We start from the raw sequence: 26,222 nt of genomic DNA on the forward strand, positions 1-26,222 counted from the left end.
CTGTGAAGCACGCCTTCCTTCTCCTCGCCGCACTACCCGGTCTCCTCACCGCGCAGGACTCGCTGCCCGCGACGGTCATCACCGCCACGCGGCTGCCCACGCCGATCAATGCCCAGACGGCCGCCGTCACGGTGCTCGATGCGCAACTGCTCCGCGCGGAGGGCGTCACGCACGTGGGCGACGCGCTGCGGCGTGTGCCAGGCATCGCGATGGCCCGCAGCTCCGGCATCGGCTCGCAGCACACCGTCTTCATGCGTGGCGGCCAGGGCAACTACGTGCGCGTGCTCGTGGACGGCGTGGCCATCAACGAACCCGGCGGCACCCTCGATCTCGGACGCCTCACGCTCGATGACGTCGAACGCATCGAGGTGGTGCGCGGCCCGGCCAGTGTGCTCTATGGCTCGGAGGCCGTGACGGGCGTCATCCAGATCATCACGCGCCGCGGCGCGGGGGCCGCTCGCCTCCGCAGCGAGTTCGGCGGCGGCTCCTTCGGCACCGTGCGCGGATCGCTCGGCGCCAGCGGGGCCCTCGGTCGTCTCGGATGGACGCTGCAGGGTGACCGCCACGCCATGGATGGCGTCCTCGATTTCAACAACGCGTATCGCAATGACGGCATCTCGGGCGCGCTCGACCTCGCGGCCGACGCGAAGACGGACATCCGTCTCACCGGACGCTTCAACAACTCGATGTACCAATACCCCACCGGTTCGGCCGGGACGCTCGTCGATCGCAACGCCGAGCGCACGGAGAATCGCGTGCTCGCGGGGCTCGACGTGGGGCGCCGGTGGACCGACCGCGTCGAAACGCGGGCGCAGTACACGTGGATGGACCTCCTGCCGCGCACGAACGACGGGCCGGACACCCCGGGCGACACGCTCGGCTTCTATGGCTTCTTCGCGCGCGGGGCGGTGAAGCGTCGCATGGCCGACGCGCGCACCACGCTGCGCGTGGGCGATGCGCAGTTCCTCACGCTGGGCGCCGAGTGGGCTCGTGACCAGGAGCGCAGCACCTCGGTGAGTCAGTCGCAGTTCGGCGATTTCCCGGACACGCTCCGCGCCGCGCGCGAGAACAGGGCCCTCTACGCGCAAGCGCTCGGCGAGCGGGGACGCCTCAGCTACACGGTTGGCGCGCGACTCGACGAGAACTCGGCATTCGGCAGCTTCCGCACCGCGCGACTCGGGGCGGGCTGGCGCATCGCGGACGGGCTGCGCGTGCGCAGCTCCGCGGGGACGGCGTTCAAGGCGCCCAACTTCTTCGAGAACTTCGCGGGCGGCTTCACGGTCGGGAATCCCGACCTGCGTCCGGAGGAGTCGCGCTCGGCGGACCTCGGGATCGACGCGACGCTGGCGACGGGCGTGCGCCTCTCGATCACCGGCTTCGCGCAGCGCTTCAAGAACATGATCCAGTACAACGGCGCCGTGCCCTTCGGCTCGCCCAACTACGAGAACATCGTGGCGGCGAACGCCGGCGGCGTCGAGGCCGAGGTGACCTTGCCGAGCGTCGGCGGCGTCGAGACGCAGATCGGACACACGTGGACCAGCACGCGCGTCGCGCAGTCCGGCTTCGACACCACCGCGAGCGCGACCTTCGTGCGGGGCGGCAAGCTGCTCCGTCGGCCGGCCAACGTGACCACGCTGCAACTGCGCCGGGCGCTGGGCACGCAGGGCAACGTGTCGGCCGTGATCGTCCGCACCGGTGAACGCGAGGACCGCGACTTCGCGTCGTTCCCGGCTGGTGTCGTCGTGCTCGGCGGCTTCACCACCGTTGACCTTGCCGCCGACCTGCGGTTGCCGGGCCGCCTCGGCGAGACCGGCCGCCTCGTGCTCCGCGCGGATAATGTCACCGACGTGCAGTTCACGCAGATCCAGGGCTTCCGGAGTCCGGGTCGCATCCTCTACGCGGGACTTAGATTGGAGCGGTGATCGAGACCGCGGCCATCGTCCTCCACGCCTTCGACTACCGCGAGACGAGCCGGATCGTACGGCTCGCCACGCGGGAGTCCGGCGTGGTCTCGGCGATTGCCAAGGGCTCGCGGCGCCCCAAGAGCCGGTTCGGGCAAGGGCTCGACCTTTTCACCAGCGGCACGGCGCTGCTCGTGCTGCATCCCAGCCGGGATCTGCACACGCTTGCCGGCTTCGACGCCTCCCGTGCGAGGCCAGCGTTGGCCGGGTCCCTCGCGCGCTTCGGCGCCGCCGCGGCGCTGGCCGAGATCTGCCTGCGCTTCGGCACCGAAGCCACCGCGGGCGTGCATGACGCGCTCGCGGCAGGCTTCGACCGCGTCGCCATCAGTGCGGACGCCGAGGTCGCGGCCGCCACGATTGCCGCTGCGTGGCGGATCGTTGGGGAGCTTGGCTTCGCGCCCTCGCTCGAGAGCTGCGCGCTCTGTCAGCGCGACTTAACCGTCGACGAAGATGTGCGCTTCTCCCATCGCAGCGGCGGCGCGGTGTGCTCGACCTGTCGCACGCTCGTCCCCGGCGCGCGCAACCTCCCCGCCGCGGCGCGCGCCACACTGGTCGCGTGGATGGACAACCGGGAGATTCCCCTACACGACGCGCAGACGGCCAAGGCGCACCAGCGCTTGCTGCGTGAATTCCTCGAAGAGCACCTCGGCGATGGCCGTGCCTTCCCGGCATTCCAGGCCTGGGAGCGGCTGGGTTCCTGAGCACGCCCCTGCCGAAACGGCGTAACTTCTCAGGCGTAGGAGTTGCGAGAGCGTCGAAGTGAAACCGCCTCCTTGCGTACTCTCCGCCGATTCGAGCCCATGCTGAAACCCGATCGCCTCACCGTAAAGTCCAGCGAAGCTATCACCGACGCGCTCGCGCTCGCGCGCCAGGCCGGCAACCCGCTGGTGCACGACACGCACCTGCTCCTCGCCCTGCTCCAGCAGGACGAGGGCATCGTCGTTCCGATTCTCCAGAAGCTTGGCGTGGCGATTCCAGCGCTCACGCAGGCGGTCGAGCGGGAGATCGCACGCTACCCCAAGCAGAGCGACGCGCAGCCGTCGCTGGCGCGCGAAGTCAACGCCGTGCTCGATGCGGCGGAAGCCGAAGCCAAGAAGCTCGGCGACGAGTACATCTCCACCGAGCACCTACTGCTCGGCCTCGCCATCGCGAAGGGCTCGGAGAGCGCAAATCTCCTCAAGGCGCAGCGCGTTACCAAGGACGGGCTCGAAGACGCCCTCGAACAGGTGCGCGGCGCGCATCGCGTGACCGACCAGACCCCGGAGAACCAGTACCAGGCGCTGCAGAAGTTCACGCGCGACCTCACGGAGGACGCGCGCAAGGGCAAGCTGGATCCGGTCATCGGTCGCGACGAAGAGGTGCGCCGCGTGATGCAGGTGCTCTCGCGCCGCACCAAGAACAACCCGGTGCTGATCGGCGAACCCGGCGTGGGCAAGACGGCCATCGCCGAGGGCTTGGCCCAGCGCATCGTGAACGGGGACGTCCCCGAGTCGTTGCGCAACAAGCGGTTGATCTCGCTGGACCTCGGGGCCTTGATCGCCGGCGCCAAGTTTCGCGGCGAGTTCGAGGAACGCCTGAAGGCCGTGCTCAAGGAGATCACCGCCAGCGAAGGCAAGTTCGTGGTGTTCATCGACGAATTGCATACGCTGGTCGGCGCCGGCAAGGCCGAGGGCGCGATGGACGCCGGCAACATGCTCAAGCCCATGCTCGCCCGCGGCGAGCTGCGCGTCGTCGGCGCGACCACGCTGGATGAGTACCGGAAGCACGTCGAGAAGGACCCGGCGCTCGAGCGGCGCTTCCAGCCCGTGTTTGTCGGCGAGCCCACCGTGGAGAGCACCATCGCCATCCTGCGCGGCCTCAAGGAGCGCTACGAGTCGCATCACGGCGTGCGCATCACGGATGGCGCGGTCGTCGCCGCGGCCACGCTCTCCAACCGCTACATCGGCGATCGCTTCCTGCCGGACAAGGCCATCGACCTCATGGACGAGGCCGCGTCGCGCATGCGCATCGAGATCGACTCGCTGCCGCAGGAGATCGACGAAGTCGAACGCAAGATCGTGCAGCTCGAGATCGAGCGGCAGGCCCTGGCGAAGGAAAAGGACGCCGCCAGCGTCGAGCGGCGCACGACCATCGAACAGCAGCTCGCGCAGCTCAAGGAGCAGAGCGCCGGCATGAAGGCGCAGTGGCAGCTCGAGAAGGACGCGCTCGGCGAGGTCGGTCGGATCAAGACCAAGATCGACGAGTCGCGTACGCAGGTCGAGCAGGCCACGCGCAGCGGCGATCTCCAGAAGGCCGCCGAGATCCAGTACGGGCAGATCCCGAAGCTCGAGTCCGAGCTGAAGGCCGTCGAGGCGCGGCTCGCCGAGCAGGCCGGGAAGGCGCGCTACTTGAAGGAGGAGGTCACCGCGGACGACATCGCCGAGATCGTGGCCCGGTGGACGGGCATCCCGGTCACCCGCATGCTCGAGGGCGAACGAGAACGCCTAGCCAAGCTCGACCGCGAGCTCGCGAAGCGCGTCATCGGCCAGGACGAGGCGGTGCAGGCGGTGGCGAATGCCGTGCGCCGCTCGCGTGCCGGATTGCAGGATCCGAACCGCCCGATCGGCTCGTTCATCTTCCTCGGCCCCACAGGCGTTGGCAAGACGGAGACCGCACGCGCGCTGGCGGAGTTCCTCTTCGACGACGAGCACGCGATGGTGCGCATCGACATGTCGGAGTACATGGAGAAGCACGCCGTGTCGCGGTTGATCGGCGCCCCGCCGGGGTACGTCGGCTACGACGAGGGCGGCCAGCTCACCGAGGCGGTACGCCGCCGGCCGTACAGCGTCGTGCTCTTCGATGAGATCGAGAAGGCGCATCCCGACGTGTTCAATATCCTCCTGCAGATCCTCGATGACGGACGGCTCACCGATTCGCAGGGTCGCACGGTGGACTTCCGGAACGTCGTGATCATCATGACGAGCAACGTCGGCTCGAGCTGGATCCTCGAGAACGCCGGCGGCGACTGGGCCGTGGTCGAGACGCAGGTGACGGCGGCGCTGCGCCAGCAGTTCAAGCCGGAGTTCCTCAATCGCGTGGACGACATCGTCATCTTCCGTCCACTCGGTGAGGCGCAGATCGGCCACATCGTGGATCTGCAGTTGGCGCGCACGGCCAAGCTGTTGGCCGACCGCAAGATCACGCTCGAGCTTACGCCGGAGGCCAAGGCCTTCGTCGCGCATGAGGGCTACGAACCGGCATTCGGCGCGCGGCCGCTGAAGCGAGCCATCCAGCGGCTCGTGCAGAATCCGCTCGCCTTGGAGCTGCTCGAGGGCAAGTTCCACGACGGCGACCACATTCGCGCGACCGTGCGGGGCGACGCGCTCACGTTCGAGCGCGTCGCGTGACGGGGCGCTGGCGCCGCTCGGCGCTGCTCGTCGCCTGCACCGTCGCCGCGGCCTGCGGCGGCGGCGCGAGCGGGACCACGGCGCCAGGGCGGGATCCCGCGACGCCGACGCCCACGCCCGCTCCGGCGCCCAGCCTCGATCCCACCGGCTGGGTCTCGGCGAGTGACGGGACGATTCCCGTGGTCATTGTCGCGCCGCACGGTGGGGACCTCTCACCCAGCGAACTCCCCGACCGCAATTGCGCAGGCTGCGTGACGCTCAATGACGCCAACACGCAGGCGCTGGCGGAGGAAATCGCGGCGGCCTTCCAGCGGCGCATCGGTCGCCGGCCGTTCGTGGTCATCAATCGGCTGCATCGTCGCAAGTTCGACGGCAATCGCGAGCTCACGGAGGCGACGGGTGGGTTCGCGCAGCTGACCGGCATGTGGGAGTACTGGCAGGCCAACATCGACTCGGCCCGCGCCCGCGCGGCGCGTACGCACGCGCGCGCCATCCTGATCGACCTGCACGGGCACGCCCACGCGATTCCCCGTCTCGAACTGGGCTACATGCTCAGTGCATCGCAGCTACGCCTGTCCGACGCCCAACTGCTGCCACTGCTGCCCGGCACGAGCATCACGCGCTTGCACCAACTGAAGCCGATGGGAGACTCCGGGGCGGCCCTCGTGCGGGGCCCGCGCGCGCTCGGATCTCGCTTGGCGGCCCTCGGCCTCCCGTCGGTGCCGTCGGATGTCACGCCCGCGCCGCTGGCGGGCGAGGACTACTTCAGCGGGGGCTACAACACGCAGCGCCACGGCTCGGCGTCGGGCGGTGCCGTCGATGCCATCCAGATCGAGTGCCACAACATCGGGGTGCGCGATACCGCCGCCAATCGCACCGCCTTCGCCGAGGCTCTCGTGACGGCGCTGCTCGGCATGCTCGAGGACTACTACGGCTGGACGCCGCCCGCATGAGCGGTCCCGTGACCTTTGCCTCGCGCGCCGAGGAAGACGCCTACTGGATGGGCCTCGCGCTCGTGGAGGCGCAGAAGGCCGCGAAGGCGGGTGAGGTGCCGGTGGGTGCCGTACTCGTCCACAATGGGCAGGTGATGGCGCGCGCCGGCAACGCCATGGTCGGCAGCAAGGACGCGACACAGCACGCCGAGATGCGCGTGCTCAAGGCGGGCGCCTACGCGATCGGTGACTCCCGCCTGCCGACGGCCACGCTGTACGTGACCCTCGAGCCCTGCGCGATGTGCGCGGGCGCCATCCTCCACACGCGCATCGGGCGCGTGGTATTCGGCGCCTGGGACGACAAGGCCGGCATGGTCGGCAGTGTGCATGACTTGCTGCGCCATCCGAAGCTGAATCACCGGCCCGAGGTGCAGGGCGGAGTGCGCGAGCAGGAGTGTGGCGCGCTGCTGACGGCGTTCTTCCAGGGGAAGCGCGGCTGACGGCCTAGCGGCAGTTGGCCTGCTGCACCTGACGCCGCAGTGCCGCCGCCGTCGTGAGGCGCTGCGCCTCCGCGGGCGCCCGGAACAACGCGAGGTACGCGCCGTCCGGCAGCACCTGTTGCCGCACGTAGCGATAGCCGACCGCCTGGAGTTCGCAACGCAACAGACGCGGCGGCGTCCCGTGGCGGTCGGTGGGGCCGTCGACGTCGAGGACGCCGACGAGGCCATTGGGCTTCATCGCGAATGCGAGGTGGTACAGCAGCCCAAACGGCTGTTCGATCTCATGGTACATGTGGATCATGATCGCGGCGTCCACGCGTCCGGTCGGCAGCAGCGGATCGTGGGGGAGGCCTTCGATGACCTGCACGTTTCGCCAGCCCGCCTGTGCCACGCGGCGACGCAGCAGCGCGAGGTACCGCGGCTCGATGTCGTTGGCGAGCACGCGCCCGGAATCGCCGAGCAGGGGGGCCAGCTTGGCCACGTAGTACCCATCGCCCGCGCCGATGTCGGCCACGACCTGCCCCCGCCGGATACCCATCGCGCGGATGACGGCGTCCGCCTCGCCGAACGCGTCGCGCCGATCCTCGGCGATCCACCGCGGCGCCACGATGCTGGAGACCGGCCGCGCAGGGGCCGGGAAGCTGTCCGCCGGCAGTCGCTGCTGCGCCGATGCGTCGGCCGCCGCCGCGACCAGCGCCAGCACGGCCGCGGCGCGTTTCTTCGTCAGCCAGCGGACAAGCATGGTGAGGGTCAGGATCGTGAGCACACGCGATGAGCGCGCGAGACCCACAACTAGTTTCCGCGCCCCCGTTGAACCCCGCCGTGAGGCCCGCTAACTTTCGCGGTCTGTTGGACAGGTGGCCGAGTGGCTGAAGGCACCGGTCTCGAAAACCGGCATACCGGCAACGGTATCGAGAGTTCGAATCTCTCCCTGTCCGTGTTCCACCCGACGCGCTGGCGACCCCGGCGCGTCGTCGTTTGCAGGGGTCTGCGGGGCTTCCCGCGCGCCCGCCCGGGACAGGTGGCCGAGTGGTTTAAGGCGCACGCCTGGAAAGCGTGTATACGTTAATAGCGTATCGCGGGTTCGAATCCCGCCCTGTCCGTCGTGACCGACCTGTTGCGCGGCCGTCCTCATTCCGAGAACGGCCGCGCAAACCTTTTGGGGGCACCCAGTGTCTACTGGAGTGAACACCGGAGGACCCCAATGACCAAACCCATGGCCCGCATTTCCGACTCCCGTATCGACGTCTACGACGCCGACGGCCACTTGATCGGGACGATCTCCCGTCCAGTGGACCGCGAAGCCCTCGGCCCCGGCCGCGAGAAGGTGTACCTCGCGCGCCGTCCCGCGCCGCGCGCCGACCGGTCGAGCCGCAACCAAGCGGCGTAAACAACCCTCGGCGCCACCGGGCGCGCCGCCGCATCCCCGCGGCTCCCGCCACTGCGCGCACCAGCGCATATTTCGGGGCGATGCCATCCGCCCCCGTCACGCTGTTGAATGCGCGCGCCGTCGCGCGGACGATCTCGCGTATGGCCGACGAGATCCTCGAGCGCAACGACGGCACCGAACGCCTCATCCTCGTCGGTATCCAGCGCCGCGGCGTGCAGATCGCCCAGCGCATCGCCGCCGTCATCCAGGAGCGCGAGGGCGCGGACATCCCGCTCGGCGCCCTCGACATCACGCTCTATCGCGACGACCTGCAGACCGTCGGTCCGCGGCCCGTCGTCGGCCAGACGCACCTCCCGAAGGCCATAGACGGCCAGGTCGTGGTCATCGTCGACGACGTGCTCTTCACGGGGCGCACGATCCGCGCCGCACTGGATGAGCTCGCCGATTTCGGCCGCCCCTCGCGCATCATGCTCGCGGTGCTGGTCGACCGCGGCGGCCGTGAGCTGCCCATCCACGCCGACGTCGTCGGCCAGACCGTCACGGTGCCGCCCGGCGGCCGCGTCGACGTCTTCGTCCCCGAGCTCGACGGCAAGGACGAGGTCACGATGGTCGGGGGAGGCACGTGAGCCTCCTCGGCAAGGACCTGGTCGGGCTCGCCGGCCTCAGCCGCGAGCAGATCACCACCATCCTCGACGTCGCCGAACCTCTCCGCGAGGTCTCCGAGCGAGCCATCAAGAAGGTTCCGACCCTCCGCGGCATGACGGTCGTGAACCTCTTTTTTGAGGCCTCCACCCGCACGCGCATCTCGTTCGAGTTCGCCGAGAAGCGCATGAGTGCCGACACCGTGAACGTCGCCGCCTCGGGCTCGAGCGTGTCGAAGGGCGAGACCCTCGTCGACACCGCGCGCAACCTCGAGGCGATGCGGATCGACATGGTCGTCATCCGCCACGCGTCGTCGGGCGCCGCGCGCTTCCTCGCGGAGCGCATCGAGAGCAACGTCATCAACGCCGGCGACGGCACGCACGAGCATCCCACGCAGGGCTTGCTCGACCTGCTCACGCTGCGCCAGCGCTTCGGCACGCTCGAGGGCAAGCGCATCTGCATCTGCGGCGACGTGCTGCACTCGCGCGTCGCCCGCAGCAACATCTGGGGCCTCAAGTCCTTGGGCGCCGACGTGGCCGTCTGCGGCCCGCGCTCCTTGCTGCCCAACGCCATCGGCGAGATGGGCGTTCAGGTGTTCAGCCGCATCGAGCAGGCCATCGAGTGGGCCGACGCGCTCAACGTGCTGCGACTGCAGCTCGAGCGCATGCAGGCCGGCTACATCCCCTCGCTGCGCGAGTACAACCGCGTCTTCGGCGTCACCCGCGCACGGCTCGAGAGGGCGCCGCGCGACATCCTCATCCTCCACCCTGGGCCGATGAATCGCGGCGTCGAGATCGATTCCGACGTCGCCGATGGCCCGCACTCCGTGATCCTCGACCAAGTGACCAACGGCGTGGCTGTGCGCATGGCCGTGCTCTATCTCCTCGCCGGCCAGAAGGCCTCGCTCGCCGACGTCGCTAAGGGAGGTGCCGCGTGAGCGCGCTCCTCGTGAAGGGCGGGCGGATCGTCGATCCCTCGCAGAACCTCGACGCCGTGGGCGACGTGCTGCTCGTGGACGGCATTGTCGCGCAGTGCGGCGGCACGATTGCCGCGCCAGCCGGCGCGCAGGTCTACGACGCCACCGGCCTCGTCGTCACGCCGGGGCTCATCGACGTGCACGTGCACCTGCGCGAGCCGGGCCGCGAAGACGTCGAGACCGTGGCGACCGGTGCGCATGCGGCCGTGGCCGGTGGCTTCACCGCCGTCTGCGCCATGCCCAACACCAAGCCGGTCACCGATAACCAGGCGACCGTGGGGTTCGTGAAGCGCCAGGGCGAAGCCGCCGGCTTCGCCCGTGTGTACCCGATCGGAGCCATCTCGGTCGGACAGCAGGGGGAGACGCTGGCCGAGTTCGGCGAGATGGTCGCCGCCGGTGCGGTGGCGTTCTCCGACGACGGCAAGCCCGTCGAGAACACGCAGCTCATGCGGACCGCCATGGAGTACGCCCTCACCTTCAACGTGCCGATCGTCGAGCACTGCGAAGTGATGTCGCTGGCGCATGGCGGCTCGATGAACGAAGGCATCGTCTCGGCGCGCCTAGGACTCAAGGGCATCCCGGCCGAAGCCGAGGAGATCGACGTCGCACGCTGCATCCTGCTCGCCAAGCGTACCGGTGGGCACGTGCACCTCTGTCACCTGAGCACCAAGGGCTCGGTGGATCTCGTGCGCTGGGGCAAGGCGCAGGGCATCAACGTCACGTCGGAGGTCTGCTCGCACCACATCTCCCTCACGGAAGAGGCGGTCGAGGGATACAACACCAACGCGAAGATGAATCCGCCGCTGCGCACCGCGGCGGACGTCGAGGCGCTGCAGCAGGGCTTGAAGGACGGCACCATCGACCTGCTGGTGACCGACCATGCGCCGCACCACTATGACGAGAAGGAGCGCGAGTTCGCCGACGCCCCGAATGGCATCGTCGGACTCGAGACGGCCCTCGGCGTGAACATCACGTATCTCGTCGAGACGGGCATCCTCACGCTGAACGAGATGGTGAACCGCATGAGCTGCCTGGCCGCGAAGATCTGGCACCTGCCGGGTGGCACGCTCGCCAAGGGCAGTCTCGGCGACGTCACCGTGTTCGATCCCAAGAAGCGCTGGGTCGTGGACCCGAAGCAGTTCAAGTCGAAGGGCCGCAACACGCCCTACGGCGGCCACACGCTCACCGGGCAGGCGATCTGTACCATCGTGGGCGGGAAGATCGTCCATCAGGTGTCGTGACCCCGAACCCTGATCCGATGAAGAAGGCCGATTCCTCACGGTTGGAGACGCTCGAGGCGCTGATCGCCGAGAAGCGCCGCCAGGAGACGTTCCTCGCCAAGCTCGAGGAGCGTCGTGCGGGCACGCCGGAGCATGTCTTCAAGCGCCTCTACGACGAGTACCTCACGAAGCTCACGGACGCCCAGGTGAAGGCGGCCGCCGAGGCGGAGTCGCTGTCGGGCGGGCTCGAGGACGACGATGCCGCGCTGCAGGAGGTCGAAGGACGGCTCGCGGCGCTCGAAGAGGAGCGTCTCGAGGTCCAGCTCCGCGCCGATGTCGAGGAGTGGGACGCCAAGGAGACGCAGAAGAAGCTCACGGCCATGACCGCCGCGATCTCGATGGCGGAGAAGGAGCGCGATGCGCGACGCGCCGTCGCCGAGCGGACGCGGGCGCTGCTGGCCGAAGCGCGTGGCGGGACGCCCGCCGCGCCGCAGACCGCCGTTCCCCCGGCCGCTGCAGCCGCTGCGCCACCGATGCGTCCGACGACCGCTGCGATGACCGGCGGCCCGAACTTCGACGAGCTTGCCTTCCTCAACTCCGTCGTCGGGCGGGCCAGCACCCCGTCGGCACCGGCACCGCGCGAGTCCAAGCCGATCGTGCAGCCGCCGGAAGCGAAGGACGCCAAGGAGTCGAAGGACGCCGAGCCAGTGGCTCCCGCCGCGTCGATTCCGGCCTCGGTGCCGCCCTCTCCCGCGCCACCGCCCCCGCCGATCCAGCCCCTCCCGGCGCCGGCCACTCCAACGCCGCCCGCAACCCCGTCCGTCCCCCCGGCCGCGAGCGTGCAGCCTTCGCTCAACCTGGAAACGCCGACGCCAGCACCTGCGCCCGATGCAGCCGAAGAACCCGCGCCCCAGGCAGAGGCCGAGGATGACGAAGAGCCGTCCACGCCAAGCCCGCTCGGCCGCCCGACACCGCGGACCTCGCAGCAGGTAAAGACCCTCAAGTGCGCCGAGTGCGGATCGATGAACTACCCGACCGAGTGGTACTGTGAACGATGCGGCGGAGAGTTGGCGGCGCTGTGACCGGCTGCGAGACGTGAGACGGCGGTAGGGGCGGGGAGAGTGATACGGAAATGCGAAAGACGGGGGGAAGACGGCCAACGTGCCTCGTCTTCCCCCCGTCTCTCACATTCCCGTCTCTCCATCTCCGCCCGTACATCCGTCTCCCGTCTCCCACCTCTCGAGCGACGGGAAGCGGGAGCACGAAAAAACGCCGCGCCCCGTGTGGGGCGCGGCGTCACTTTCTGAGCGAAACCTTACTTCGCCTTCGCCAGCGATGACTTCTGACGCGCAGCGGCGTTCTTGTGGATCAGCCCCTTGCGGGCGGCGCGGTCGAGCAGCTGCGTCGCCTTCAACTTCTCGTCGGCAGACGACGCGGCGGCCTTGGCCGTCTTGAGCGCGGTCCGGAGCGCAGACCGCTGGGCACGGTTGCGCGCCGTCGCCGCCTTGGCCTTGCGCATATTCTTCTTCGCGGACGCGATTCTCGGCACTGAACGGACTCTCTGCAGGTGTGAAAGCAGGAGAGCGGACGCGCCCTCCCATAGCCCCAGAAGTGTAGTCGCCACCGATGGTTACGTCAAGCGAGTCGACGCTTGGTCTCGCGGCCTCCGCGGTGTAGCTTTCCGCCCGACTGCCCGTGACGGGCCTCACTCCAGCCGCATCGCTCTTGCTCACTTCCCCCGCCAACGACGGTCAGGGCGCCACTCCCTTCCTCGTTGACCTGACGGGCTTCAATGGCCCCCTCGACCTGCTCATGTCGCTCATCCGCGACGAGCAGCTCGACATCTACGACATCCCCGTCGCGCGCATCTGCGATCAGTTCCTCGCGAAGATGCATGAGCTGCAGCTCAACGAGGCCGCGGAGTATCTCGAGATGGCCGCGCGGCTGATCCGCATCAAGGCCCAGATGCTGCTGCCGCGCAAGGAAGGCAGCGACGACTGGGAGGACCCGCGCGCGGAACTCGTGCGCCGATTGCTCGAGTACCAACAGATGCGCGAAGTCGTCGATGTCCTCGAACACCTCGGGGACGACCGTCGCTCGCGCTTCGCCCGCACCTACATGGGCCAGCCGGCCGCGCCGCCACCGGCGCCGCTCGCCCTCTCGCTGGGCGACCTGCTCATCGCCGTGGATCGCGTGTTGCGTGCGGCCAGGCGCCCGACGATCCATGAAGTCATCCCGCGCGCCCTCGACGTCGACGGCGCCATGCAGACCGTGCGCGCCATCCTCCAGTTGCGGGCGCGCATGCGTTTCCGCGAGCTGATCCGCGATGGCGCCGAGCCCTGGGAAGTGCTGAGCGCGCTGCTCGGCCTGCTCGAACTCGGCAAGCGCAACGAAGTGCACCTGACCCAACCCCGACCGTTTGCAGACGTGGAGATCCGCCGTGAATCCGCTGGCGAAGCTGCTTGAAGCCGCGCTCTTCGCGAGCCCGCGCCCGATCGCGACCGACGAACTCGCCGCCCTCGACCCCGAGGCCTCGCCGGCCGCGCTGCAGAGCGCGCTCGACGAGTTGCGCGAGCACTATGACGTGGATGGTCACGGCGTCGCCCTCGTCGAGGTCGGCGGTGGCTGGCAGGTCCTGACGCGTCCCGAGTACACCGAGGCCATCGAGCGCGCCCAGATGGCCGTGCGGCCAACCAAGCTCTCGCCGGCCGCACTCGAGACGCTTGCCATCATCGCGTATCGCCAGCCGATCGGCCGCGCCGAAGTCGCGGAGATCCGCGGCGTGGATGTCGGCGCGGTGATCAAGTCGCTGCACGAGCGCGGGCTCATCGATGTCGTCGGGCGCGCGGAAGGCCTCGGCCGTCCGTTGCTCTACGGCACGACGACGATGTTCCTCGAGCAGTTCGGCCTGCGCCACCTGGCGGAGCTGCCGCGCGTCGACGAGCTCTCCATCGCCCTGCGCAAGGACGGACAGCCGCCGGTGCTCGCCGCGGATGTGCTGGAGGCGGCCGACGCCGAAGCGGCAGCCGCCGTTGCGGTGGACGCTGCGGCTGACATTGCGACGGCCCCTGAGGGGGCGGCCACCGCGTGAGCGACACCGCGATGCGTATCCAGCGCGCCCTGGCGCGCGCGGGCGTCGCGTCGCGGCGGAAGGCGGAGGAGTTGGTGGCGGCCGGCCGCGTGCGGGTGAATGGCGAAGTCGCGCGCACCGGTCAGAGCGTGGAGCCCGGTGTCGACAAGATCACCGTCGACGGCAAGGCCGTGGAGTTGCCGCCCGCCGCGAAGTGGTACGTGCTGCACAAGCCCGCCGGTGTGCTCACCACGGCCAGCGATCCGCAGGGTCGCAAGACCGTGTTCGAGCTCGTGCCCAAGGAGCCCGGACTCACGTATGTCGGCCGCCTCGACTACATGACCGAGGGCGTCCTGCTGCTCACCACCGATGGTGACGCGGCGCATTTGCTGACGCATCCGAGTTCGCAGGTGCCACGCACCTATGTCGCGACCGTCCGCGGCTCCGTGAAGGCGGCCGCCGCGCAGATCCGCGCCGGCGTCGAGCTCGAGGACGGCCTCGTCACGCCCGAAGCCGTGAGCGTCGAGCCCGGTGAGCGTCCCCGCACCTGGGACCTCACGCTGACCATCCGCGAAGGGCGCACCCGCGAGGTGCGTCGCCTCTGCGAAGAGGTCGGGCTCGAGGTGCTGCGCCTCGTGCGTACGTCCTTCGGCCCCGTGCAACTCGGCGCCCTCGAGCCGGGTATGACCCGTGCCCTGACGACCAAGGAGCGCACGCTGCTCGACGCGCTCGTTCACTCCTGATCGCCCATCGATGGCAGTTTCTTCGCAGCTTCCGCAGGCAATTCTCGGACAGGTCTCGCAGCGCGTCGTCGGCCAGCAGCACATGGTCGAGCGGCTGCTCATTGCCTTGCTCACGGGCGGGCACGTGCTGCTCGAAGGCGTCCCCGGCCTCGCCAAGACGCTCACCGTGCGTACGCTGGCGGAGACCGTGCGCACGAGCTTCAGCCGCATCCAGTTCACGCCCGACCTGCTGCCCGCCGACGTGATCGGCACGCAGGTGTTCGACCAGACCACGGGTCAGTTCTCGGTGAAGGCCGGACCGATCTTCGCGAACATCGTGCTCGCCGACGAGATCAACCGTGCACCGGCCAAGGTGCAGGCCGCGCTGCTCGAGGCCATGCAGGAGAAGCAGGTGACGATCGGCGGGACGAGCTTCGTGCTCGAGGAGCCCTTCCTCGTGCTCGCCACGCAGAACCCGATCGAGCAGGAAGGCACGTATCCGCTGCCCGAGGCGCAGGTCGACCGTTTCATGCTCAAGCTGCGGGTGGGCTACCCCACGCGCGAGGAAGAGCGCGAGATCATGCGGCGCATGTCCACGGGCGCCGACATCCCGATCGCGCCGGTGGCCGAGCCCGAACACCTGCTGGCCGCGCGAAAGGAGATCGCGGCGCTGCACCTCGATGAGCGCCTCGTCGATTACATCGTGAACCTCGTCCACGCGACGCGCGCGCCGGCCGAGGCCGGCTTGGCCGACATCGCGCCCTTGGTGGAGTACGGGGCGAGCCCGCGTGCGACCATCGCGCTCGCGCAGGCCGGTCGGGCGCATGCGTGGCTGCGCGGCCGCAGCTTCGTGTCGCCGGACGACGTGAAGGCCATCGCGCCCGACGTCCTCCGCCACCGCGTGCTGATGACCTTCGAGGCCGAGGCCGAGAACGTGACCAGCGACGCCGTGATCACGCGCATCCTCGAGCGCATCGCCGCCCCGTGACGCGCGCGGCGGCCGACCACGGCCGCGGCGCGGCCGTTCCGCCGGACGTCCTCCGGCAGGTGCGGCGCATCGAGCTGCGCACGCGCGGCCTCGTCAACTCGCGCTTCACCGGCGAGTACCACTCCGTGTTCAAGGGCATGGGGATGGAGTTCGCCGAGGTGCGCGAGTACCAACCCGGCGACGAAGTGCGCACCATCGACTGGAACGTCAGCGCGCGGATGCGGAAGCTCTTCGTGAAGCGCTTCGTCGAGGAGCGCGAACTCACGGTGCTGCTGCTGGTCGATACCTCCGGCTCGAGCCGTGGCGGGGCGGTGGACCAGGACAAGCAGGGCATGGCGGCCGAGCTCGCGGCGGTGCTCGCGCTCACTGCCACGCGTAACAACGACCGTGTCGGGCTCCTGCTGCACTCCGATCGCGTCGAGCACGTGGTGCCGCCCAAGAAGGGACGCCGGCACGCGTTGCGACTCGTGCGCGACGTGCTGGCGGCCCGCGCGCAGCAGCGCGGCACGGATCTCGGGGCGGCCTGCGACTACGCGGCCCGGCTGCTGCCGCATCGCAGCATCGTCTTCGTCGTCTCGGATTTCGTCGCCCCGGACTTCGAGCGGCCCCTGACGCGGCTGTCGCGACGTCACGACGTGGTCGCCGTCGTGCTCGACGATCCCGGGGAGCGCGAGCTGCCGAACGTGGGCGTGGCGCGCCTCATCGATCCCGAAACCGGTGCGCTCGCCGAGGTGGATACGGCGTCGCCGGCGGTGCGTGCGCGGTACGCGGCGCGCCTCCGCGCCGAGCGTGAGGCGCGGCAGGCGATGCTGCGACGCCTCGGCGTGGACGAAGTCGTCGTGCCGCTCGAGGCCGGCTATGTCGAAGCCATGCTGCGCTTCTTCCGCACGCGGGAGACGCGCGCGAGGCGCCGGTGATCGCCGCGCTCGGGTTGGCGCTGTTGCTGCAGGGCGGGGCGGGGCCGGAGCGCGCCCCGACGGTGCGCGTGCGCGTGACGCCGGAGCGGCCCGCGGTGGGCGAGCCGATCACGGTCGAACTGCGCGTGCGCGCGCCGCGCGGCACGCTCGTGCGCTTCCCGGTGCTGCCCGACACAGGCTCGCGCATCGAACCGCTGGATCCGCGGAGCATTGCGGCCGCTGAGGGCGACCCTGGGAGCGGCGATCTCGAGCAGGTCGCGACGTATCGCCTGATCGCCTGGGACACGGGCAGTGTCGCGCCGGCCTTCGGTGACGTGACGCTCGAGCGCGACGGACGCGTCACGCGCTACCCGGTGCCGGTGGGGGCCCTGCGCATCCGCAGCCTGCTGCCGGCGGACACCGCGGCGCGGAAGCCGAAGCCCGCCCGGGGCGCTGTGGATGCGCCGACCATGCCCTGGCGCTGGTTCGTCGCGGCAGCGGTCGTGGCCCTGCTGTCGTTCTGGGGCTGGCGGCGCTTCCGGCGCGCGCGGGAGGCGCTGGCGTCGATGGATCCCGGGCCCTTCGTCCGGGCGCGCGCCGCGTTCGCACATCTCCGCGCGATGGACCTCTCCTCTGCGGGCGAACCGGGCCGGCATGCGCTGGCGCACCTGCAGGTCCTGCGCCGTTACATGGGCGAGCGGTGGCCCGCGTTGCCGCCGGCGCTCACGGCGCGAGAGCTCGAGGAACGCCTCCGAGGCACCGAGTTCCCCGTCTTGCCGGAACGTGTGGTCGCACTCGCGGCCGCCGGTGAGCCGGTGGCGTACGCGGCCGCCGACCTGCCGTCCGGGGCGGCCGAACGGCTTGCGCTCGAAGCCACAGCCGTGGTGGAGGACTTGGAGCAGGCCTGGGTGGCGCGCCAGCTACGCGAGCACGAGTCGTCACGCGTCAAACGGAAGCGGTTGCGATGATGCTCGGTGGCGTGACCTTCGCCGCGCCGTGGGCGCTGCTCCTGCTGCTGCCGCTGCTCGGCTGGCTGCTGTGGCGCCGTCGCCGGCGCCCGCCGGCCTTGCTGCATGCGCGCGCCGGGCTGCTCGCCGAGGGACCGGCGCGTGGGCGCTGGACGGCGCGGGTCCTGATCGTCCTGCGTGTGTTCGCGCTGGTCGGCATCGTCATCGCGATGGCGCGGCCACGCACCGGCGCGCGCACCGAGACGCTGCGCGGCGACGGCATCAGCATCGTCATCGCCATGGACATCTCGAGCTCGATGCTGGCCGAGGATTTCCAGCCGGACAATCGGCTCGCGGTGGCCAAGGAGACGGCGAAGGAGTTCATCGCGGCGCGCGAGGCCGATCAGGTGGGCATCGTCGCGTTCGCCGGCGAGGCGCTGACGCAGGTGCCGCTCACGTTGGATTATCCCGTGCTGTTGGCGGCGATCGACAACCTGCAGCCCGGCCAGCTCGAGGATGGCACGGCAATCGGCACGGCGCTCGTCACCGCGACCAATCGCCTGCGCGACGCCGACGGGCGGTCGCGCGTGGTCATCCTCCTCACCGACGGCGAGAGCAACCGCGGCGCCATCGATCCGCGCACCGCCGCGCAGGCCGCGGCGGCCACGGGCGTGCGCGTCCACACGGTGGGCATCGGCAGCGAGGGGGTCGCGCCGGTGCCGGTGGGCCGCGGCGTGTTCGGCCTGCGCTATGAGAATCGCCCCGTGCGCATCGATGAGGTGCTGCTCGAGGACATCGCGCGCACCACGGGCGGCCGCTACCAGCGCGCCCGCGACGCCGAGGCGTTGCGACGCACCTACCAGCAGATCGACGCCTTGGAGCGCGCGCCGATGCGCGAGGCCCGCCTCGTGCGCTATCGCGACTGGTACATGTGGCCGCTCGCGGCGGCACTGTTCGCGCTCATGCTGGAACTCGGCCTCGTGTGGCGCCGGGGGCCGCTGCCATGATGCGCGTCTTCGACACCGCGTGGATGGTGCCGGGCGCGCTGGTGCTCGCCGCCGCGGCGGCCGTGCTGCTCTGGGCGGGCTCGGTGCGCCGACGCGCGCGATTAGCGCGCTACGGCACGAGCAGCGCGATCGCCCGGCTCGCCCCGACAGATGCCGCCGCGCCCCCCCGTGCGCGCACCTGGCGGATCGGCATCGCCACGCTCTGCCTCGGTCTCGCCGTCGCCGGCCCGCGCTGGGGGCGCAGCGAACAGACGCTGCAGGTCGAAGGCGTCGACGTCGCCATCGCGATGGACCTCTCGCTGTCGATGCTCGCCGACGACGAACGTCCGTCGCGGCTCGAGCGCATGAAGCAGGAGGTGCGCCGCCTGCGCGCCAGCTCCCCCGGCGATCGCTTCGCGCTGATCGGCTTCGCCGGCCGCAGCTACATCCTCTCGCCGCTCACGTCGGACGACGGCGCGATCGATCTCTTCCTCGACAACCTCAGCCCCAGCATCGTCGGCCAGGCCGGCTCGGCGCTCGCGCCGCCGCTGCGACAGGGCATCGACCTCTTGCTCGCCAGCCGCGGCGATGCCGACCGCGCCCTCGTCGTCATGAGTGACGGCGAGGCGTTCGACGATCACGGCGACGCCCTCGCCCTCGCGGCGGAGGCCCGCGAAGCCGGCATCCACGTCATCGCCGTCGGCTTCGGTACGCCGGGCGGCAGCGCCATCCCGATTCCCGGTCCCACCGGGCCGACCACCAAGCGCGACGAGAACGGCGAGATCGTCATCACCCAGTACGACGCGACGCTGCTCGGCGCCGTCGCGCAGGCCGCCGGCGGGGAGTTCATCCCCGCGGAGGCCACCGACAAGGGCAATCGCATTCGTGGCGTGCTCTCGGGCCTCGAGGCCTCCACGCGTGAGGAAGCGCTCCGCTTGAGCCGCCCGCTCCGCTTCCAGTGGTTCGCCGCGGTGGCGCTGCTGCTGCTGCTCTGCGACGCGATCTTCGCCGACGGCGGCCGCTGGCCGTCATGGCTGAAGCTGCGTCGACCGGGCGCCACGCGATCCGTGTCCGTCAGCGTGCTGCTCATCGCGGCCGCCATAGCGCTGGCGCCGCGGACACTGAGCGCGCAGGCGCCGTCATTCCGCGACGCGGTGGCGGCGCAGCGCGATGGACGTCACAACGACGCCATTCGCCTCTACCGCGCACTCGTCACGGCTGGCGACCGTCGTCCGGTCGTGCTGTACAACCTCGGCACCGCGCTGCTGGAGACGGACTCGCTCGACGGCGCGGTCGATGCACTCGAGCGTGCGCTGTTCACGGCGGATCCGGCGTTGCGCACCAAGGCTCGGTACAACCTGGGACTGGCGTACCTCCGGCGCGGGCTGCGGCTCGACGGAGACGCGCGGAGTGCGGCACTGACGAACGCGCGCCGCGCCTTCCGGACGGTGTTGCTGGAATCGCCGGGCGATCCGGACGCGCAATGGAACTACGAACTCGCGCTGCGAGCCCCGACGGGCGGCGGCGGTGGGGGCGGTGGCGCCAACCAGCCGCAGCCGCGTGGAGACGCTGCGCCACCGCAGCAGCAGTCGCAGGGTCCGATGTCGAAGCAGCAAGCCGAGGCTTTGCTCGATGCGGCCGCTCGCGACGAACGCGACACGCAGGCGCGCCGCCAGCGGGGCAATACGCCGCTGCGCTCGGCGGGGCAGAAGGATTGGTGAGCGCCTTCCGACGCGGTCTTCGATTCACGGCACTCGCGGCCTGCGCGATGCTCGCCGTACCCGCGGCCGCGCTCCGTGCGCAGCAGGCGAACGCCGACGGCGTCTCGCTCCGCGCCTCGCTCTCGGCGGACACGGTGTTCGTCGGCCAGCAGATTACCTACACGCTCTCCGTGCGGATTCCGACCGCCGTCCGCCAGCGCCTGCGCCGGAATCCGGAGTTCGTGCCGCCGGAGCCGCGCGCCATGCTGGCCTACGACCTTCCGCTCGCGCGCGCCGGTGAGCCCGGCGATGAGTACGAGACGCACACGTTCCGCCGCGCGCTGTTTGCCCTCACGCCGGGTCGGTACGCGTTGAGCCAAGCGCGGCTCAGCTACGCGCTGCCCCAGAGCAACAGCTTCTTCAGCCGCGAAGACGACCGCACGCTGCGCGCCGACGGCGTGAGCTTCGTCGCCGTCGAGCCCCCGCTGCGCGGGCGTCCCGCCGATTGGGCCGGCGCGGTCGGACAGTGGCAGGCGACGCTCCGTGCCGAACCTGCCGAGTCGCGCGTCGGCGATCCCTTCGTGCTCGTGCTGCGTCTGGAGGGCACGGGCAATGCGACGCTGCTGCCGCGACCGGCGCTCTCGATTCCATGGGCCGACGTGGTCGCCCAGGACGAGCGGGTGCTGCTCGATTCGACGCCGGCGCTCTTCGGCGGCACCAAGGAGTTCCGCTGGCTGGTCACGCCGCGCGAGGCCGGGCAACAGACGGTCGCGGCGATGGGGTACCCGACGTTCGATCCCGCGCGCGGTGGCTACATGCGCGTCATGACGACGCCCGTGTCCGTCACGGTCCGTCCCGGGACGCTGGCCACGCTGCCGACGCGTCCGGGTGCAGCGGCCGCGGAAGACGCGGCCATGACGATCGAGCCGTCACTCCGGGGCGCGACGCCCCTGCGACTGCCCTTCGGGACGCTGCTGACCTGGCTGGCGCTACTCGCGCCGCTGCCGTGGACGTGGTGGCGTTTCGCCCGTGGGCGGCGACGGCGCGCGGCGGGCCCTGCCGCCGTCGATCCATCGCCGCGCGCGCTGCTCGACCGCACGCTCCGCGAGCGCACCGGGCTGCAGCTCGCCAGCTTCACGTCGCCAGGCGCGCTGACCGAAGCGCTGCGACTGGAGGGTGTCACGCCGGAGACGGCGTCCGCGGTGGAGTCGCTGCGTGACGACTGCGACCGCGCCACGTTTGCCGCCCCCGTGACACCCGCCGGGCTGCGCGAGCTGCAGGCGCGTGCGAGCGCCATGCTCGCCAAGGTGGACGCCGAGGCGCGGCGGCGGGCAACGCTCCTGCTGATCGTGGCCACCGCGTTCGCGGGCTGCGCGTCGCAACCGTTCGCGCGCGACGCGGTGGACGCCTTCCAGACGGGCGCCCAGGCATACATGCGCGGAGAGTACTCTGCGGCTCGCGAGGCATTCGCCCTCGCCAGCGCGCGGGCGCCGCGTGATCCGGCCGCATGGGCCAACCTAGGCACCGCCGCGTGGCAGGCGCGCGACACCGTCACGGCCGTCGTCGGCTGGCAGCGCGCCCTGCGGCTTGATCCCACTTCGACGGAACTCCGGTCCCGTCTCGCGCGCGTGTCGGCCCCGCAGCACCAGCGTGCGGCGCGGGTGTGGCCGCTGCCACCGCTGCCGCTGCTGGCGCTCGGCCTGCTGGGTTGGCTCGGCGGCTGGGCGTGGCTCGCCGGGCTCGCGCGACGGCAGCGGCGTTCGCGCTGGCCGGCCTTGGTGCTCCTGCCGTCGGCCCTTTGCATCTTCGCAGCCGCGTACATCGATCGCAGCTTGGCGGGTGCCGATGCGGTCGTCATCGCCGAGCGTTCGCCGTTGCGCTCGCTGCCAGCCCTTGGCGCCGACCCCGGCGCCGTGCCGATGACCGGGGAGATCGCCCGCGTCGTCGAGCGCCGCGGCGTGTGGCTGCGCCTCGAACTCGACGGCGGCCGCAGTGGCTGGTTCCCCGCAGAGCGCACGCGCAGCTTGGCGCGCGATTGATTCCCGCTCCGCGCTCCCGGAGATTGCAGGGATGACGGCTTCGCGCATCGCCATCCTGCCGCCGGACGTCGCCGACCGCATCGCGGCCGGTGAAGTCGTCGAGCGTCCGGCGTCCGTCGTGAAGGAGCTTGTCGAGAACGCGCTCGATGCCGGCGCCCGCAGCCTCGACCTCGAGATCCGCGAGGGTGGCCGCGCGCTCATCCGCGTCAGTGATGACGGCAGCGGCATGACGCGTGACGAAGTCCAGCTGGCCATCGCCCGTCACGCGACGAGCAAGATCCGCGACGCCGAGGATCTCGTGGGCGTGCGCAGCTTCGGGTTCCGCGGCGAGGCGCTGCCGGCCATCGGTTCGGTGGCGATGCTGAGCATCGAGACCGCCACGGAGGACGGGGCAGGGACGCGCATCGAGGTGCGCGGCGGTGCGCTCGACGGCGTGCGTCCCGCCGCGCGGCGTCGCGGGACCACGGTCAGCGTCGAACAGTTGTTCTTCAATACTCCCGCGCGGCAGAAGTTCTTGCGCGGTGCGCGCTCCGAGTGGCGTGCCATCCTCGAGCTCCTGCACGTCGTCGCGCTCGTGCGCCGCGACATCCGCCTCCGCGTCACGCACGACGACAAGGAACAGCTGGCACTCGCGCCGGCGGCCTCGCTCGCCGAACGCGTGCACGCCGTGTGGGGCGCGGACGCCGCCGATCGCCTGTTGCCCGTTAACGACATTCAAGGCAGCATCCGCGTGAGCGGCCTCGCCGAACGTCCCAGCGACGTGGGACTCGGCACCCGCCGCACGCTCGTGACGGTGAACGGCCGCGCCGTGCGCGATGCCGGGGTGATCCGCGCCGCCGAGGCGGCGTATCGCTCGACGATTCCTTCCGGCGTGCGCCCGTCGCTGCTCCTCGAACTCGACATCCCCGGCGCGGACGTGGATGTGAACGTGCATCCGGCCAAGGCCGAGGTGCGCTTCCGCGATCGTTGGACCGTGGAGCGTGCCGTCGAACGCGCGGTGCGCCGCGCCCTCGGCACGGAGGACGCGATCGCCGCCGTCGGGATCGTGCGCGGCGTGCCCGAGGCGCCGGTGCTGGGTCGGCCGCTCGGCGTCGAATCCCTGCGCCAGCCGATGCCGGCCGCGTCGGCGCCGCTCTTCGAATACGCAAGCGACACGGCCGCCGCGCCCGTCGACGTGGACGCGGCGGTCGACGCCGACGACGACATTATCGTCCCGCCATTGTTCCAGTTCCACCGGACGTACATCGCCTTCGAGCGACCGGAGGCGCTGGTGCTCATCGACCAGCATGCGGCGCACGAGCGCGTGCTCTACGAGCGTTTCCTGCATGCCTTCGAAGGCGGGGCGATGCCGAGCCAGCGCCTGCTGTTCCCGCTCACCTTGCATCTCTCGCCGGCCGAGGCGGAGGTGTTCGAGGCGGAACGGGAGGCCCTTGGCAAGCTGGGCTTCGAGGGCGAGCTCTTCGGTGGCAGCTCCGTGCTCGTACAGGCCGTGCCGGCGCCGCATCCCCGCTTCGACGCGGAACGCTGCCTGCGCGACACGCTCGCCACGCTCACCGGTGACCGCGACGCCAGCGCGCATGCACGGCACACGCGGCTCATTGCCACGGTGGCCTGCAAGGCGGCCGTGAAGTCGGGCGACTTGCTCGCCCCGGACGAGATGCGCGCGCTCTACCTCGCGCTCGCGCGCACGACGCTGCCCGCGCACGACGTGCATGGGCGGGCGACGATCCTGCAGCTTGGCTGGGGCGAGATCGACCGGCGCTTCGGCCGTGCCTGAGTCGCCGCCGCTGCGGATCATCGCCGGGCCGACCGGGGCGGGGAAGTCGGCGTTCGCGATGACCCTGGCGCTCAGGCACGGCGCGCGCATCATCAGCGCCGACTCGCGGCAGATCTATCGGGGGTTCGACATCGGCACGGCGAAGCCATCCCGTGACGACCAGCGCCGTGTGCCGCACGCGGGTCTCGATGTCGCGGATCCGACCGAGCGCTGGAACGCCGCGCGCTGGGCCCTCGAGGCGGCCATCTGGCTGGCGGAGGATGCCGAGCGGCAACGTCCATCGATCATCGTCGGCGGCACCGGACTGTGGCTGCAGGCCCTGGTGCGGCCGCTCGCCGACGAACCACCGATGGATCCGGTGCGGCGCGCCGCGACGCAGGAGTTCCTCAAGGGCATGCCCACCGACGCGCTGCGCAGCATGGTGGACCGTCTCGATCCGCCGCGCGCGCACTTGGGCCGCGCGCAGCTGCTGCGGGCTGCCGAGGTGGCGATGGTGACCGGCGAGCGCTTAAGCGACTGGCACGCCAAGGGCAGTACGCGTCCGGCACGCGCCGCACGCTGGCTGGTGGTCGATCCGGGACCATCGCTGGCCGAACGGCTTGATCGGCGCCGCGAGCAGATGCTCGCCGAGGGCTGGGTGGAGGAAGTGCGGCGCCTCATGGACCGCGTGCCGCCGGAGGCTCCCGCTTGGAACGCCTGCGGCTACCGGGAGATTCGTGAACACGTCGAGGGCGCGCGGTCCCAGGCCGACGCGCTCGAGGCCGTCCGCATCAGCACGCGGCAGTACGCCAAACGCCAGCGCACTTGGTTCCGTAATCAACTCGATGACGTCGGGCCCGTGACACGGCTCGATCCCACGGCACCCGACGCGCTGGCCGTGGCCGAACGCTGGTTCTCCGAGGAGTCGCCGTGAAGGTTGGCATCACCTGTTATCCCACGTACGGCGGCTCCGGCGCCGTCGCCACGGAACTCGGCATCGCGCTCGCCGCGCGCGGGCACGAGGTGCACTTCATCACGTACGAGCACCCGTTCCGCCTGCCGCACTTCCTGCCGCGCGTGCACTTCCACGAAGTGAACATCGGCAACTACCCGCTGTTCGAGTATCCGCCGTACGACCTCGCACTCGCCGTGCGCATGCACGACGTCGTGCTCTCCCAGGGGCTCGACCTGCTGCACGTGCACTACGCCATCCCGCACGCGACCAGCGCGTGGATCGCCAAGGAGATGCTGGCCACCCAGGGCCGCAAGCTGCCCGTGGTGACCACGCTGCACGGCACCGACATCACCATCGTCGGCCAGGACCACTCGTACCAGGCCATCACGCGCTTCAGCATCGAGCGCTCGGACCGCATCACCAGCGTCTCGCAATGGCTCAAGGACGAGACCATCAAGGCCTTCGGCTGCGAGAACTGCCGCGTGGACGTGATTCCGAACTTCGTCGACCCGGTGGAGTTCGATCGCGCGAAGCACGGCGACGCGCTGCGGCAGGAGCTCGGGCGCGGGAATCCGGTGCTGATGCACATCTCCAACTTCCGCCCCGTGAAGCGCGTGCGCGACGTGGTCCGCGTCTTCGCCAAGGTCCGCGCGCAGCGCGCCGCGACGCTGGTGATGGTCGGGGACGGCCCCGATCGCGGCGCCGCCGAGGACGAGGCCCGCACGCAGGGCGTCTACGAGGACGTGCGCTTCCTCGGCCGCATCGACGACGTCGCGCCGCTGCTCGCCGCCGCGGACCTCTACATCTTCCCCTCGCAGACGGAATCTTTCGGCTTGAGCGCGCTCGAGGCCCTGGCGTCCGGTGTCCCCGTCGTCGCCTCGGCCGTCGGCGGCGTGCCGGAAGTCGTGAAGGACGGCGTCACCGGTGCGCTGCGCCCGCTCGGGGACGTGGACGGGATGGCCGCCGCGGCCGTGGCACTGCTCGAGCCCGCCCGTTGGGCCGCCGCGAGCGCGGCCGCCGTGGCGGACGCGCGGAGTCGCTTCAGCACGGGCCAGATCGTGGCGCGCTACGAGCAGCTGTACGCGGAAGCGCTCGCGGCGGTCCGTTAGGGCGACGCGGGACGCACGGGCCCCGCGCGCCCCGCTAGTTTTCGACG

General features: G+C 70.6%; 24 protein-coding genes and 2 tRNA genes. 24 read left to right on the forward strand and 2 right to left on the reverse strand.

Annotated features, from left to right (window positions below):
• Positions 1-2: 2 nt before the first annotated feature.
• From Strain318_RS06710 to tadA, 5 genes are all read left to right on the forward strand, one after another.
• Entirely contained in the window at positions 3-1,922 is a 1,920-nt protein-coding gene (locus Strain318_RS06710; RefSeq protein ID WP_367887740.1) for a TonB-dependent receptor plug domain-containing protein, read from the forward strand.
• Positions 1,919-2,662 (forward strand): DNA repair protein RecO, encoded by a 744-nt coding sequence (recO, locus tag Strain318_RS06715; RefSeq protein ID WP_367887741.1) that lies wholly within the window; start codon positions 1,919-1,921, stop codon positions 2,660-2,662. Before Strain318_RS06710 ends, recO begins: the two co-directional genes overlap by 4 nt.
• Before the next feature lie 99 nt (positions 2,663-2,761).
• Entirely contained in the window at positions 2,762-5,347 is a 2,586-nt protein-coding gene (gene clpB / locus Strain318_RS06720; protein ID WP_367887742.1) for an ATP-dependent chaperone ClpB, read from the forward strand.
• A complete protein-coding gene (locus tag Strain318_RS06725; protein WP_367887743.1) occupies positions 5,344-6,300 on the forward strand; it encodes a hypothetical protein in 957 nt (318 codons plus the stop codon). The genes clpB and Strain318_RS06725 overlap by 4 nt, the downstream gene beginning before the upstream one ends.
• Complete coding sequence (gene tadA / locus Strain318_RS06730) at positions 6,297-6,779, forward strand: tRNA adenosine(34) deaminase TadA (RefSeq protein ID WP_367887744.1); 483 nt, start codon at positions 6,297-6,299, stop codon at positions 6,777-6,779. Before Strain318_RS06725 ends, tadA begins: the two co-directional genes overlap by 4 nt.
• 4 nt (positions 6,780-6,783) lie before the next feature.
• On the opposite strand, the gene Strain318_RS06735 is transcribed toward tadA, so the two are convergent.
• On the reverse strand, positions 6,784-7,545 hold the full coding sequence (locus Strain318_RS06735; RefSeq protein WP_367887745.1) for a class I SAM-dependent methyltransferase: 762 nt from the start codon (positions 7,543-7,545) through the stop codon (positions 6,784-6,786).
• 85 nt (positions 7,546-7,630) lie between these two features.
• On the opposite strand from Strain318_RS06735, the gene Strain318_RS06740 reads away from it, so the two are divergent.
• The 7 genes from Strain318_RS06740 (at position 7,631) to Strain318_RS06770 (ending at position 12,089) form a co-directional block, all read left to right on the forward strand.
• Positions 7,631-7,717 (forward strand) — tRNA-Ser (locus tag Strain318_RS06740).
• Between the two features lie 77 nt (positions 7,718-7,794).
• A tRNA-Ser gene (locus Strain318_RS06745) sits at positions 7,795-7,882 on the forward strand.
• 101 nt (positions 7,883-7,983) lie between these two features.
• Positions 7,984-8,169, forward strand: coding sequence for a hypothetical protein (locus tag Strain318_RS06750; protein ID WP_295468242.1), 186 nt, complete (start codon positions 7,984-7,986; stop codon positions 8,167-8,169).
• An 80-nt stretch (positions 8,170-8,249) separates the two neighbouring features.
• Positions 8,250-8,795, forward strand: coding sequence for a bifunctional pyr operon transcriptional regulator/uracil phosphoribosyltransferase PyrR (pyrR, locus tag Strain318_RS06755; protein ID WP_295468240.1), 546 nt, complete (start codon positions 8,250-8,252; stop codon positions 8,793-8,795).
• Entirely contained in the window at positions 8,792-9,748 is a 957-nt protein-coding gene (locus tag Strain318_RS06760; protein ID WP_367887746.1) for an aspartate carbamoyltransferase catalytic subunit, read from the forward strand. Before pyrR ends, Strain318_RS06760 begins: the two co-directional genes overlap by 4 nt.
• A complete protein-coding gene (locus Strain318_RS06765; RefSeq protein ID WP_367887747.1) occupies positions 9,745-11,028 on the forward strand; it encodes a dihydroorotase in 1,284 nt (427 codons plus the stop codon). Before Strain318_RS06760 ends, Strain318_RS06765 begins: the two co-directional genes overlap by 4 nt.
• Before the next feature lie 17 nt (positions 11,029-11,045).
• A complete protein-coding gene (locus Strain318_RS06770; protein ID WP_367887748.1) occupies positions 11,046-12,089 on the forward strand; it encodes a hypothetical protein in 1,044 nt (347 codons plus the stop codon).
• A gap of 233 nt (positions 12,090-12,322) precedes the next feature.
• Here Strain318_RS06770 and rpsT read toward each other — a convergent pair whose 3' ends face one another.
• Positions 12,323-12,556, reverse strand: a complete 234-nt coding sequence (rpsT, locus tag Strain318_RS06775) for a 30S ribosomal protein S20 (protein ID WP_367887749.1) — start codon at positions 12,554-12,556, stop codon at positions 12,323-12,325.
• Between the two features lie 176 nt (positions 12,557-12,732).
• On the opposite strand from rpsT, the gene Strain318_RS06780 reads away from it, so the two are divergent.
• Genes Strain318_RS06780 through bshA form a run of 12 tightly spaced genes read left to right on the forward strand, consistent with a single transcriptional unit; the run spans position 12,733 to position 26,175 of the window.
• Positions 12,733-13,473 carry a segregation and condensation protein A gene (locus Strain318_RS06780; RefSeq protein ID WP_367887750.1) on the forward strand — a complete coding sequence of 247 codons (741 nt, stop codon included), beginning with the start codon at positions 12,733-12,735 and terminating at the stop codon, positions 13,471-13,473.
• Positions 13,448-14,098 carry an SMC-Scp complex subunit ScpB gene (gene scpB / locus Strain318_RS06785; RefSeq protein ID WP_367887751.1) on the forward strand — a complete coding sequence of 217 codons (651 nt, stop codon included), beginning with the start codon at positions 13,448-13,450 and terminating at the stop codon, positions 14,096-14,098. The genes Strain318_RS06780 and scpB overlap by 26 nt, the downstream gene beginning before the upstream one ends.
• The gene (locus Strain318_RS06790; protein WP_367887752.1) at positions 14,095-14,820 is read left to right on the forward strand and encodes a pseudouridine synthase; all 726 of its coding nucleotides are present in this window, start codon (positions 14,095-14,097) and stop codon (positions 14,818-14,820) included. Before scpB ends, Strain318_RS06790 begins: the two co-directional genes overlap by 4 nt.
• A 10-nt stretch (positions 14,821-14,830) precedes the next feature.
• Positions 14,831-15,787 (forward strand): AAA family ATPase, encoded by a 957-nt coding sequence (locus Strain318_RS06795; RefSeq protein WP_367887753.1) that lies wholly within the window; start codon positions 14,831-14,833, stop codon positions 15,785-15,787.
• Positions 15,784-16,704, forward strand: a complete 921-nt coding sequence (locus Strain318_RS06800; RefSeq protein ID WP_367887754.1) for a DUF58 domain-containing protein — start codon at positions 15,784-15,786, stop codon at positions 16,702-16,704. The genes Strain318_RS06795 and Strain318_RS06800 overlap by 4 nt, the downstream gene beginning before the upstream one ends.
• Positions 16,701-17,651, forward strand: coding sequence for a hypothetical protein (locus Strain318_RS06805; protein WP_367887755.1), 951 nt, complete (start codon positions 16,701-16,703; stop codon positions 17,649-17,651). The genes Strain318_RS06800 and Strain318_RS06805 overlap by 4 nt, the downstream gene beginning before the upstream one ends.
• Positions 17,648-18,637, forward strand: a complete 990-nt coding sequence (locus Strain318_RS06810; RefSeq protein ID WP_367887756.1) for a VWA domain-containing protein — start codon at positions 17,648-17,650, stop codon at positions 18,635-18,637. The genes Strain318_RS06805 and Strain318_RS06810 overlap by 4 nt, the downstream gene beginning before the upstream one ends.
• Positions 18,634-20,337, forward strand: a complete 1,704-nt coding sequence (locus Strain318_RS06815; RefSeq protein ID WP_367887757.1) for a VWA domain-containing protein — start codon at positions 18,634-18,636, stop codon at positions 20,335-20,337. The genes Strain318_RS06810 and Strain318_RS06815 overlap by 4 nt, the downstream gene beginning before the upstream one ends.
• Positions 20,334-22,355, forward strand: a complete 2,022-nt coding sequence (locus Strain318_RS06820) for a hypothetical protein (protein ID WP_367887758.1) — start codon at positions 20,334-20,336, stop codon at positions 22,353-22,355. The genes Strain318_RS06815 and Strain318_RS06820 overlap by 4 nt, the downstream gene beginning before the upstream one ends.
• A 31-nt stretch (positions 22,356-22,386) precedes the next feature.
• Positions 22,387-24,132, forward strand: a complete 1,746-nt coding sequence (gene mutL / locus Strain318_RS06825; protein ID WP_367887759.1) for a DNA mismatch repair endonuclease MutL — start codon at positions 22,387-22,389, stop codon at positions 24,130-24,132.
• Complete coding sequence (miaA, locus tag Strain318_RS06830) at positions 24,125-25,045, forward strand: tRNA (adenosine(37)-N6)-dimethylallyltransferase MiaA (RefSeq protein ID WP_367887760.1); 921 nt, start codon at positions 24,125-24,127, stop codon at positions 25,043-25,045. The genes mutL and miaA overlap by 8 nt, the downstream gene beginning before the upstream one ends.
• Entirely contained in the window at positions 25,042-26,175 is a 1,134-nt protein-coding gene (bshA, locus tag Strain318_RS06835) for an N-acetyl-alpha-D-glucosaminyl L-malate synthase BshA (protein WP_367887761.1), read from the forward strand. Before miaA ends, bshA begins: the two co-directional genes overlap by 4 nt.
• The last annotated feature ends 47 nt before the right edge of the window (positions 26,176-26,222 follow it).

This window comes from Pseudogemmatithrix spongiicola (assembly GCF_030623445.1).
Lineage (GTDB): Bacteria > Gemmatimonadota > Gemmatimonadetes > Gemmatimonadales > Gemmatimonadaceae > Pseudogemmatithrix > Pseudogemmatithrix spongiicola.